The sequence below is a fragment of the Anabaena sp. UHCC 0204 genome (assembly GCF_009711975.1).
In the GTDB taxonomy this organism is placed as follows: Bacteria; Cyanobacteriota; Cyanobacteriia; order Cyanobacteriales; family Nostocaceae; genus Dolichospermum.
Genome location: NZ_VIKW01000011.1, coordinates 23,962 through 36,148, shown reverse-complemented (window position 1 = coordinate 36,148; position 12,187 = coordinate 23,962). Strand labels below are relative to the sequence as shown.

Here is a 12,187-nt window from a genome sequence, read left to right as displayed (position 1 = left end):
CAAAAAGGAAAGGGAATAGGCAATAAAATAATATTACCAATTACCCATGACCAATCCTTAAAATCTTAACCCAACGCCACCTTGTAAAGATAGCGCCGTACCACCCCCATTCCGGTAAGCATCAAAGGCAATGATAGCATTACCAAAAATCACAGTATTACTATTAGGAACAACGTAATCAATTCCCGGTTGTAAAGCAAAACTCATTTTATTACCCACAGGGGAAGGTGTATCACCACTAGTCAAAACTAAACCAGCCCCTAAATAAGCATCAGTTTGCCAGTTGAGAGGGAGATCATAGGAAACAGTAGGTACTACTGCTGTCCCTTTACCAATTAAAGCTTGAGCGCGGAAAGAAAGAGGTGCTTCTAGTAACTTGTAGCGGAAAGCCAGCACCCCACCAACTTGAGTACCATCACTCAATCCAATAGCTGGACCAATACCAACATAGCTACCATAAGCCACTTGAGCTTGTGCTGGTTGAGAGTTAATAGCTACACTCAAAATTGACCCAATCCCTAGAATCCAATACTGAAGATGCTTCATGACCCCACTCCTGACACAATCTTACATACTTAATATTATCAGTATAATGGTGAGGTGCGATCGACTCAGGAAGACGCACCTATACTTGAGATAAAAAGTAGTATTTAGTTTTTTGGCGTTGCTGATTAAGAGTATGATTTTGTTTCACGCAGAGGCGCAGAGTCACAGAGAGTAAGAGTTTAAACTCATTAATTTTTGAATTTCATACCCTAATTCAGCAACGCCAGTTTTCTTTACGGACAACGAGAATGCTGTCCACCTTGAGTACAAATAAAAGCCAGTTGTTGAGGATCTAAATTTTTAGCTTTACTAAAATCTACTCCTTGAACTGAAGCATTTTTTGAACCAAGATCAGGAGTTTGCACAAATTGATCTGCTGGATTTTGTCTACCTACAAACAGAATTGTGCCTTGAAAATCTGCTCCAGCAACATTTGCTCCTCGTAAATCAGCACGACTTAAATCAGCATTGCGTAAATTAGCGTTTTCTAAATTAGCAGAACGTAAACTAACCCCAGTCAGTCGAGCAATACTTAAATTAGCATCACTAAGATTTGCATGATCTAAAAATGCTTCCGATAAATCAGCACCTTGCCAATCGGTTTTAGTTAAATTTGCATAAGCCAATTGTGTACCAATAGCAGAAACGCGACCTAATTGAGCAGCATATAAATTTGCTTCTGTTAAATTTGTATCGCTTAAATCCGCACCTGTCAAACTGGCATTTTCTAAAATGGCATTTCGTAAATCTGCGCCTACTAGCTGGGTACTGCTGAGATTAGCACCAAATAAGCGGGTATAGGATAAATTGGCTTTATTCAGAGTAGCGCGACTTAAATCACTACGACTCATTAAAACACGACTCAGATTAGCACCACTAAAATTAGCTTGTTTTAAATCAGCGTTGCTCAAATCTGCGATGACATCATCATAGGTATCCCAACGCCCATCTTCACCCACACTGCGAAAACGACTACCTTGGAAATTACCTTGGTTGATATTTGCCGATTTCAAGATAATTCCTGATAAATCAATATTGTCCAGTGTGAGATTAAATAACGATTTTTCTCCAGATCCTTGAAAACCTAATTTAGCGTTGCTCAAGTCAATATTCTTAATTTTGCCACTGTAGATTGTCAGGATTTTATTAATTACCTGCTGGGTGATCACTAACTGATTTTGTCTAAATTCCCAATTTGGACTTTTGCCCATAGATTCCAGTTCTCCAGCTAGGAACTGATTCATCCGCTTTAATTCGGGAATGGCTTTCAGACCAGCATTAATTAAAGCTTGTTGAATAGTATCTAAAGTTGTCGGATCTGTCTCTTTTACCAGTAAATCAACGAGCAATTTCACCGCTTGTTGATCATTAAGACTACCCAAGGCTAAAACGGCTCTTTGACGATCTTCATTGGCAACGCCGTTATTGGGATTAAGTGCTTTGATGAGTTCGATAAACTTTTGGCTATTATTTTGTTCGCTTCTGCGTTGGCTTTCTTGAGTTTGGATATAGATTTGTGTACCGATTAAAGTTGATAAGACAGCAATCATACTAGTCAAACCCACTATAAGGAGGCTGAGATTAGGGTTGCTGCTTTGGGAACGAGTGGGAATAGATGGTTGAGTAGGGGCTTTATCTACAACATTTGCTGCTACTTTTAATTTTTCTTTATTTAAAGTGCTTTTAGCGTCTATTGTATATGTCCCTGCTAGTTGATCATGTAAGGCGCGGCGAGGTTTTCGGGCAGGCCAGCCTATTCCTTCTGCCAGGATCATGAACATAGTTAATGATGTGAACAGAGCTAAGTTAGGAAAAACAAAGCTGTAGCGCCAAAGCAGATAGGCCGCAGAAACAGGTATAGTCCAACGCCCTAATCCTTCTCGTACCACCACTGCACCTAAACCAGGGGCTGTTCCTTCTTCGTTAACTACCTTGACACCAAACCAGCGTTTGGGAATGGTACTACCAGTTTTGGCTAGTAAATACAATTGTCCACTGGAGAGGGTAGTCGGTAATAATAGAGCTAATATCCACAAGATATTAGTCGGCCAGGCAACGTTGCGAATACCATAACTTACAGGTAGTGCTAATGGACGGGCGATCGCTTTTTCTGTAACTACTAAAACAGGATTCAGGGGGACTCGATTGATATCGCTACGAGAGTTAACATACACACCCAAAGAATACGGAACTAACCCACTGGCTACAAAAATTGTTATTTCCACTGTCCAAGCAACAAAACGCCTAGTTACTAGTGATGTAACATTAGTTTTTTTTGGTTCTTTTGGGCGGCTAGACTGATTACTACTTCTCCCGATAATTGGATTCGCCATTAGATAATTACCTGTGAATTTATTTTTACACCAGTATCGGCGTGATTAAAATAGGCTATTGCTTATTTTTCCAGCTATTAGCAATAAAAAATTTGTATCCAAGATACACTAACCCCGCCAAAACTGCCAGAGTGATGACAGAAGTAACTAAAGCAAATACTGTTTGTAACATCCAAACAGTTAACAACATAACTATTCCTGTCACTCCCAGCTTTTTAATTGTTGATAAACCATTAAACCAATTTCTGGATCTTTCTAGATATAAATTCCATTTGTTAGAACTTGTTGTCGGTGTCGGTGCTTCTGCTTGAGTATCATTAATCCCAGAGGATTTTATTTCTGCTTCTAGATTTTGGAGACGACGCTGCAAATCTTCTTCTGGTTGATAATTCATAAATCTTTGCTCCCATACAAAGTAATTATAAGAAAAAAGGCTGAAAACCCTTGAGGTTAAGTTTTGGAGCTTGGCTTCAAAACTTAACCGTCCTTCAGGCAAGGGATGAAAGCCAGTTGAGGCGTAAACGCCTTGGTGATTTGTGATATAATTATCCTTACAGGAACGGTAATTAACCTGCATAAAAACCTAACTGCCTAACAGCAATCTGTACCTTGACAACTAAATCTATGGGGTTCTACTTCGTAGTTCTAGGATCACCTGGAAGTAGATAAAAGATTTACAGGTACTAGACGACACAGAATTTAACTCAAACAAAATTTGCAGCAATGCAACTACCTCCGGGCTGGGGGAAAGTAACGCTTGGGGAGAGAACCACCTCTGGGCTAGATACCGCAAGGGGTCTAGTCTAAGTGGACTCGTTGAACCAAGAATCTCCGCACCTTTAGGTCGGGGAGTGTCAAGTTACCGCAACTGCCAAGCTGGTGAGGAAATTAACTCACAATCAAACAAAAGACCCAAATAGGCTTCCCACTCTGTTATCTGCTATAGCTAATATCTATATATATTAACTAATTTCGCATATTAGGTACTGAAAAACCAAAAAAATTGAGTGACTATCTTGAATTGGGGTAAATATTTCTCCAGACAGGAACTTACCAAAACTTTTCTGCCCGTGAGTCATGAATTCAGGATATTTTGATTTATTCACATAACACTAGGACTGACACTTTAGTGTGAGTTTTGACATTATTTTTCCGAAAAATGGTATTATCCAATACAATCAGCTACAAACCATCAGTTATCCTACTGTGATCCATCAGCAGATTAAATCAGATTAAATTGTGGGATCGCTTGCACAATTGTTCACAATTTGTTACAAAAATATAAAGAACTTCTAGAGACTAAAACCTAATGTTCGGCGGACTTACTGGTTTAACAGAACCCAAAAGCACCGATTGGGGTGAGCGAATGCTCAACACAGTCGCCAGCCAAACGATTCGCCACTTGTTCACCCAAAGCGAGTCAGTAGAAGTCTTTGTGCGCTGCTACCCCTCCAGCAAACTGTTGCAAGGCAGCATTGATAGCTTTAAGATGAACGGTCGCGGCTTAGTAATTCGTAGAGACTTCGCAGTGGAGGAAATGTCTTTTGAAACCGATGCAGTAGCCATTGACTTCGGCTCGGTTTTAAGTGGCAAACTTACTCTCAAACAACCCACCCAAGCTGTAGCTCAGGTGATTTTATCAGAAGTTGGTATTAATCAAGCTTTTCAGTCGGAATTGGTTAAAAAACGCCTACTGAACCTTTCGGAATCAACTTTGATAGATATATCAGGTGGTGAACCAGTTTCTTTTACAGATGTTGAAGTTAAGCTATTACCTGAAAATCGTGTGCATTTGGTAGCTAAAGCCGATTTAAACAACGGCGAACTCATACCCCTAAGTATGACTATTGGCATCGGTATTGAAAGAAGAAGGCGGGTTTCTTTCAAAGAACCAAAAATTGAACTTGAGGGAGTTCCAGAATCGCAAAGAGAAGTTTCTCAGACTTTAAGTGTGGCATTGGTAGAAATCTTGGATAATATGGTTGATTTAGACCGTTTTGACTTAGATGGTGTAAAAATGCGACTTAATCGTTTAGAAACAGAAGGTCAAAAATTAATTTTTAGTGGTTATGCAGAAATAGAAAGAATTCCTCATAGTTCGTAAAATTGATAAAATATTAAATTAACGCCGCCTAGTTGACTCTAGGCGGCGTTTGCATTTTTATAGAAGGAGGTAGGGGCGCAGGGCCTGCGCCCAGTCAGGAGTCAGGATAAGAAAGAAATTTCTCCCCTATTACCAATGACCAATGACCAATGACCAATGACCAATCACCAATCACCAATGACCTACCTTCCCACACCAACATATTGGAATCCAGCTTTTACCATAGTTTGGGGATCAAGGAAATTACGACCATCAATCATGACAGGGTGGAGCATTAATTTTGCCATTTTTCCATAATCCAAAGTGCTGAACTGTTCCCATTCTGTGACGAGTACCAAGGCATCACAGCCATCTGCTAGTCTTTCAGCATCAGTTTCTACTAATACACCAGAAAGACCATGACGCATACCTGTTTGGGAAATAATGGGGTCATAAGCCTTAACTTTAGCGCCCAGACGGTTGAGTTGTTCAATTAAATTCAGTGCGGGTGCATCCCGTAAATCGTCGGTATCTGGTTTGAAGGTTAAACCGAGTAATCCCACCGTTTTCCCTTTGAGGATCTTGAGAGCCTGTTGGAGTTTTTCCAGAGCTATTAGGCGTTGGCGTTCATTGACACTGACAGCAGCTTTCATCAGTTGGGCTTCATAGCCATAATCATCAGCGGTGTGAATGAGAGCGGAAACATCTTTGGGAAAGCATGAACCACCCCAACCAATGCCAGCTTGTAAGAATTTGTTACCAATCCGGGAATCTAAACCGATGCCTTTGGCTACTTGGGTAACATCCGCACCAACGCGATCGCATATATTAGCAACTTCATTAATAAAACTAATTTTGGTGGCTAGAAAGGCATTAGCGGCGTATTTGATCATTTCTGCCGAACTTAAGTCTGTCACCAGAACGGGTACAGGCGGTAAAGATTTATCAGCCGCAAATTTGCGTTCGACAATGGGGGCATATAGTTCTTTCATCATACCGGTGGCTTGTTGACTATTGCCACCTAAGACAATCCGATCAGGATTAAAGGTATCAAAAACTGCTGAACCTTCCCTGAGAAACTCCGGATTACTGACTACATCAAACTGAGTAGCAATTTCCGATAATTTATCCTCACTGGCTGTATCACCAGCGGCGACCAATGTTTTTTGACGTTCGGCAATACCGTCTAGAACAATCATTCTTACCCAGTCACCAGAACCAATCGGGACAGTAGATTTGTTAACAATTACCTTATAACCACCATTGAGATTTTCGCCAATCCCACGGGCTACAGCTTCTACATAACGGGTGTCGCTTTCACCATTGGGTAGAGGAGGAGTACCGACAGCAATAAACAGGATTTCCCCATGTGCAACACCAGCCGCAAGATCACTAGAAAATAGAATATTGCCGCTATTGATGGCAGACTGCATAATTTCCGAGAGTCCAGGCTCGAAAATTGGCGACTGTCCAGACTTCATTAATTTTACTTTTTCTTCGTTGTTATCTATGCAAATTACATCATGGCCGATGTGAGCTAGACAAGCACCTGTAACCAAACCTACATAACCAGTACCAATTACACAAACACGCATTTTTTAACCCCTCGTTTTTACAGTTATCAGTTGTGAATAAATGATTAACTAACTAATTGTTACTTTTAACACGTTGACGGAAATCTTCTATCATCAGTTTTAACCCTTCTTGGAGAGGAATGGTCGGTTGCCAATTTAACAAAGTTTTTGCTTTGCTAATATCGGGACGACGACGGCGAGGATCATCAGCAGGTAGGGGTTCAAATTTAATTTGTGCATCTGGGTTAATTAAGTTCTGCACTGCCTGAGCCAGTTCTAAAATAGTGTATTCATCAGGATTACCCAGATTTATTGGTCCTGTGTGTTCACCATTCATTAATCGCATCAGTCCATCTACTAGATCAGAAACGTAGCAAAAACTACGGGTCTGTTGACCTTCTCCGTAAACAGTTAAGGGAATACCTTGTAATGCTTGGGCGACAAAATTACTGACTACTCGCCCATCGTTTTCTAGCATTCTTGGTCCGTAAGTGTTGAATATTCTCGCTACTCGAATCTCAACTTTATTCTCTCTGTAATAGTCAAATGCTAGGGTTTCGGCAATTCTTTTGCCTTCGTCATAACATGACCGGATACCAATAGGATTAACGCTGCCGCGATATTCTTCTACTTGGGGATGAACTTCTGGATCACCGTAAACTTCACTTGTAGAAGCTAATAAAAATCTCGCTTTAACCCGTTTGGCTAAACCGAGCATATTCAGTGTACCAATAACGTTAGTTTTAACGGTTTTGATTGGGTTGTATTGGTAATGGACTGGAGAAGCTGGACAAGCCAGATGATAAATTTGATCCACTTCTAACCGAATTGGTTCGGTGATATCATGACGGATCATTTCAAAATAAGGATTACCTAACCATTTTAGGAGATTATGTTTTTTTCCTGTATAAAAGTTATCCAGGCAGATGACTTCATGACTATCTGCCATTAATCGGTCAATGAGATGAGAACCAATAAACCCTGCACCGCCAGTCACTAAAATTCTCATATTTTCCCTTTTACTAACATATATTTCGAGGTTGCTATCATGCTTTTTTATATTAACCACATAGGTAACAAAAAAGCGGATATCTATTCAAGATTTTTTCTGTATGTTTTTTAGTTTGATACTAATTGTCTACAAGTTATTCTCTAATAGATAGGTTTATTGTGGGGCTTTTTCATCAAAGCTTTAAAAAAACAATACAGTTTTTTCACTGAAGTTCCTAACTGTCCAAGTAGCAATACGGAACTGATAATTAGGGCGTTCACCTACCCAGTGAATCCTGATTGGGCGCAGGCCCTGCGCCCCTACCTCCTGACTCCTTGAGAATAATGATAGAGCAGGTGAGTTGTCTAGCTAATTGGGTGGTGACATCATGGTTGGCTAATCCTCCGGGACTGGTATGATTGCGTATATAAGGAAAAACTACTAGATCATACAGTCTTGCGGCTTGCAAAATTGCTTGTCCAACATTTTCATGAATAATTATTTGAATTTCTGGGGGGTTAGGCAAATTTAATTGTGATAACCATTGATGTAGATGCTCATGCCTAGCTTCAATTTGACTAGAATTGCTGCTGGAATTTCGTGTGGGTAACTGGTTTTCAGTAGTCTGTTTATCTGTCTTTAACCTGCCAATTTCACTTATACACACATTTAATAGAGTCACTTGAGCTTGATTGGCATTTGCCAGGATTTGGGCAAACTTGACAGCCTCAAAACTAGGTGTAGTCAGGTTTTCGATGGGTACAAGAATGCGTTGAATTCTGCTTGGGGATTCTACTAAGCGTGCTACAACAACTGAACAGTGAGAAGACCAAAGGACATTATCAATCACATTGCCAAATAAACGCGCTCTCAAGCCATGACGTTTACCCCAACCCATAATAATCAGACTAGCCTTTTGTTCACGGGCGGCTCTACTGATAGCTGGGGCAAAAGCATCATCAATTCGCAATAGGGGTGCGACGGTTGCGCCTAATGATTGACATTGGGTGGTAGCTTTTGCTAATAACCTTTCACTGCGATCGCAAGCTTTTTCTAGACGGTAATTGTGCATTTGGGCAGTAGCATGAGCGATCGCTAAAGGGACAATTTTCCCCTCGGCTTGACGTGCTAATAATGCCGCCATTTCAATTAAATTCTGTTGCGTTTGGGGATTATAAACAGGTACGAGAATATTAAAATCCTGCTGTTCTGGGTGTTGTTCATTTCTAGATAAATTAATTTTCTCACTTTGATTAACTACTGCACAAGTCAGTTTCCCAGCAAAGCGACTGGTTAACCAAGGGCTAAATAATGATGTGATCAGGGTTAAAATAATGATGTTGTTAAATACGGCGGATGACAATAACCCAGAACGATATCCCACCAAGGTAACTGCTAATGTTGTCCCTACCACAGGCATAGATAGTGACCACATTGTGAGAGTTTCTTGCCAATTATATTGATATAAAATTTTGATGAAAAAGGCGGTTATAAATTTGCAAATTATTAAACCCAAGAGCATGAATATTAATAGCTTAATAGTGCTATTGCTATCAATAAATTCAGATAAATTTAGCACTAAACCCAGATGCACAAAGAAAACGGGAATAAATAGCACACTGCCAATAAACAGCAATTTTTCTTTAACTGGTCCATCTTCTACTGCATCATTTACTGCCAAACCTGCTAAAAATACGCCGACAATCTTTTCTATTCCCATCCATTGAGCGACGACAGCAGCAAAAAAAACAGAACATAGTACGAATAAAAACTTGTAGCTTTCGTTATCTCCAAATCGCCGAAAAAATTCTTTACCAACCCAATCAATACCAACTACAATCACCGTCATATAAATGATGATTCTAGGTAGAATAATCATAAGTTGAGTCAAGTCAATAAATTGAGCATTGGGAATTACTATAGATATGGATAAAATTAACAGTGCAGATATATTAGTAATTAAAGTTGCTGCCATTGTCACATTGACAGATGGGTTATTAACTATTCCCAAGCGGCTAATAATTGGATAAGCTAAAGGACTATAAGCGGCAAGTAATGCCCCAATTAATATAGAAGTATTCTCAGTCCAATTAAAAATTTCTCCTAGTAATATTCCTAAAAGCAGGGATAAACTAACAGTTATACCACCAAAGATTAAAGCCGGAATTTTCTGGTTTCGGAAAAGTTGGAAATCAACTTCTAGGCCAGCTATAAACATTAAGTAAGCCAAACCGATGTCTGAAACTAGGTTAATCATCGGTAATGATGACGGCAACAAATTCCATCCTGATGGACCAAGGACGACTCCAGCACCAACTAAACCCACTAATGCTGGTAATTTGAGCCGGTCAAATAGAATCGGGACAACTAAAATAACTAACAGTAAAATAGCCAAGGTAATGATTGGTTATGAGATTAAAAGTAGAGAGAGCATAACTGTATTTTATACAAAAAAGTGGCCAATTTACGTTGATTAACTCTCATAAATAGAATACCGACGCTACATAAACAAAGTCTACCTTTATTAGTGAAATACATAAACTTTGCTCTATTTCCTGTATAGAGGAATACTACACAAACAAAGTCAAACTGCACGGACTAACGGAAAATCAATGATTTACAAACCACACAGGTGGGTTATTACTGTGTAATTTTTCCTTCGGCAAATTCTACTAAAGCTGTGAGTTCTGCTGCTGATCCTACCACTAATAAGCGATCGCCGGAAAGTAATGTAGTTTGATTATTAGGATAATCAATTTCTTCCCCAGTAGCACGACGAATAGCCATTAAACTCACTCCAGTTAAATAACGCATATTCACTTCTTCTAGACTCATGCCAATTAAAGGTGAATTTGCTGGTAAATCATACCAACGACGATTCAGATCACGAGTAACTTTTTGCAAATATTGAGAAACTTCAGCAGGTGAACTTTGAGGACGTAAATATAAATAATGATCTTGGCGAATTTGCTGCATTTTTTGTTGGATAACTTCCGGTAACAAACCCACAGCAATTAAGAGATGAGTGACCATTTCTAAACTCGCTTCAAATTCTGGTTGAACTACTTCCTTTGCTCCCAATTGATAAAGGACTTCAATATTTTTATCTTGGGTAGCACGGACAACTAAATCTAATTCGGGACATACTTCCAAAGCTCGTTTTAAACATAGCCTAATACTAGCAGGATCTGGGAGAGCGATCGCCATACCTTGAGCATGACTTACCCCAGCAGTTTCTAATACATGAAGACTGACACCATTGCCATAAACATAGGGAATTCCCGCATCTCGTAATTGTTGAATGCGACTTTCTGATTGATCAATAACCACCACAGGTAACTGATATTGCTGTAACAACTTCACTAAATTCTTACCAATGCGGCCATAACCACAAACAACAATATGATTTTTCCGAGGCAAATCTTCAGAAAAATCATGAGCTTGATCATCCACAAAGTAGGGTTTTAACCAAGGCATAGATTCAGCCAAATCGAATAAAAATGGAACTAACCGCAAGATAAAAGGAGTCAGCATCAAAGTAACTGCGGTAGTTCCTAAAATTAGTAAATATATTTGCCGGGAAACCAAACCCAAAGCTTGTCCTTTACTAGCAAGCACAAAAGAAAATTCCCCAATTTGGGATAATCCCAGTCCAGCAATTAAAGCAGTTTTCAAAGGGTAGCGAAATAACTTAACTAAAGGAGTGATAATTAAAAACTTCCCAACAAAAACCAAAGCTACTAATCCGAGAATTAATTCCAGATTTTGCCACAAAAAACCGGGATCAATTAACATCCCAATAGCTGCAAAAAATAAACTAGCAAATATATCCCGCAAAGGTTCAACAATAGTCAAAGTTTCATCAGCATATTCCACCTCAGAAATCATTAACCCGGCGACAAATGCCCCCATTTCAATAGATAGCCCTAAATATTCCGTGAGGAGAGCAATTCCTAAACAGATAGTAACTACACCTAATAAAAATAATTCCTTACTTTCCGTCCCAGCTAATAATCTCAATAAAGGGGGAATTAACCAAATTCCCGCCACAATTGCACCAGCCGCAAATAAACCAATTTTGAGCAAAGCCATGACCACAGCGACACCAATAGCTTCCGCTGGTTCATGGAGGGCTGGTAATACCGCTAACATTAATCCCAGAGCCAAATCCTGAACGACCAGAATCCCCAGCATTACTTGTCCGTGGGGTGTTTCCGTCTCATTGCGTTCCATGAGGCATTTGAGAACCACCGCGGTGGAAGACAAAGACAAAATCGAACCCAAAAAGACACCTTTAGCAGGTAAAGCACCCCAAGCACCTGTAACACCGCACACCAAGACAGTGATCAGAATCGTGAGAGTAATTTGTAAAGCGCCTCCGCCCAGAGCGATCGCTTTCACCTTTTTTAGTTCTGCCAAAGAGAACTCAACACCCAAAGCAAACAATAAAAACGCTACTCCAAACTGAGCCAACGTTTCTACCTGAATCAGTTCCTTAATTAATCCCAGCCCAGTTGGACCAACAACCATACCGCCGATGAGATAGCCCAGCAAAACAGGTTGTTTTAACAGCGCCGCCAATAATCCACCACAAGCAGCGACAGCGAACACCGAAACCAAATCAACAATTAACCGAAAATCTTCTTGCACCTGTTTTAAT

8 protein-coding genes are annotated in these 12,187 nt (G+C 39.9%); 1 reads left to right on the top strand and 7 read right to left on the bottom strand.

Going from position 1 to position 12,187, the window contains the following annotated elements; all coding sequences use genetic code 11:
• Window positions 1-57: 57 nt before the first annotated feature.
• The 3 genes from FJR04_RS11440 to FJR04_RS11430 form a co-directional block, all read right to left on the bottom strand.
• Window positions 58-546 (bottom strand): hypothetical protein, encoded by a 489-nt coding sequence (locus tag FJR04_RS11440; RefSeq protein WP_168494736.1) that lies wholly within the window; start codon window positions 544-546, stop codon window positions 58-60.
• Between the two features lie 233 nt (window positions 547-779).
• Entirely contained in the window at window positions 780-2,879 is a 2,100-nt protein-coding gene (locus FJR04_RS11435) for a pentapeptide repeat-containing protein (RefSeq protein WP_168494734.1), read from the bottom strand.
• Window positions 2,880-2,934: 55 nt separating this feature from the next.
• On the bottom strand, window positions 2,935-3,273 hold the full coding sequence (locus FJR04_RS11430; RefSeq protein WP_168494732.1) for a hypothetical protein: 339 nt from the start codon (window positions 3,271-3,273) through the stop codon (window positions 2,935-2,937).
• 915 nt (window positions 3,274-4,188) lie between these two features.
• Between FJR04_RS11430 and FJR04_RS11425 the strand changes: the two genes are divergently transcribed.
• Window positions 4,189-4,983 (top strand): DUF2993 domain-containing protein, encoded by a 795-nt coding sequence (locus tag FJR04_RS11425; RefSeq protein WP_168494730.1) that lies wholly within the window; start codon window positions 4,189-4,191, stop codon window positions 4,981-4,983.
• 182 nt (window positions 4,984-5,165) lie between these two features.
• Here the strand turns inward: FJR04_RS11425 and FJR04_RS11420 are convergent, their stop codons facing one another.
• From FJR04_RS11420 to FJR04_RS11405, 4 genes are all read right to left on the bottom strand, one after another.
• Window positions 5,166-6,557 carry a UDP-glucose/GDP-mannose dehydrogenase family protein gene (locus FJR04_RS11420; protein WP_168494728.1) on the bottom strand — a complete coding sequence of 464 codons (1,392 nt, stop codon included), beginning with the start codon at window positions 6,555-6,557 and terminating at the stop codon, window positions 5,166-5,168.
• A gap of 52 nt (window positions 6,558-6,609) precedes the next feature.
• On the bottom strand, window positions 6,610-7,545 hold the full coding sequence (locus FJR04_RS11415) for a UDP-glucuronic acid decarboxylase family protein (RefSeq protein WP_168494726.1): 936 nt from the start codon (window positions 7,543-7,545) through the stop codon (window positions 6,610-6,612).
• Window positions 7,546-7,804: 259 nt separating this feature from the next.
• On the bottom strand, window positions 7,805-9,922 hold the full coding sequence (locus FJR04_RS11410; protein ID WP_217359326.1) for a cation:proton antiporter: 2,118 nt from the start codon (window positions 9,920-9,922) through the stop codon (window positions 7,805-7,807).
• 245 nt (window positions 9,923-10,167) lie between these two features.
• A complete protein-coding gene (locus tag FJR04_RS11405; protein WP_168494724.1) occupies window positions 10,168-12,177 on the bottom strand; it encodes a cation:proton antiporter in 2,010 nt (669 codons plus the stop codon).
• Window positions 12,178-12,187 lie beyond the last annotated feature (10 nt).

What these genes read in the sequence shown, in the direction of transcription:
- FJR04_RS11440 (WP_168494736.1), bottom strand. Translation starts at nt 546, where the DNA reads ATGAAGCATCTTCAGTATTGGATTCTAGGGATTGGGTCAATTTTGAGT.
- FJR04_RS11430 (WP_168494732.1), bottom strand. Translation starts at nt 3,273, where the DNA reads ATGAATTATCAACCAGAAGAAGATTTGCAGCGTCGTCTCCAAAATCTA.
- FJR04_RS11420 (WP_168494728.1), bottom strand. Translation starts at nt 6,557, where the DNA reads ATGCGTGTTTGTGTAATTGGTACTGGTTATGTAGGTTTGGTTACAGGT.
- FJR04_RS11415 (WP_168494726.1), bottom strand. Translation starts at nt 7,545, where the DNA reads ATGAGAATTTTAGTGACTGGCGGTGCAGGGTTTATTGGTTCTCATCTC.
- FJR04_RS11435 (WP_168494734.1), bottom strand. Translation starts at nt 2,879, where the DNA reads ATGGCGAATCCAATTATCGGGAGAAGTAGTAATCAGTCTAGCCGCCCA.
- FJR04_RS11425 (WP_168494730.1), top strand. Translation starts at nt 4,189, where the DNA reads ATGTTCGGCGGACTTACTGGTTTAACAGAACCCAAAAGCACCGATTGG.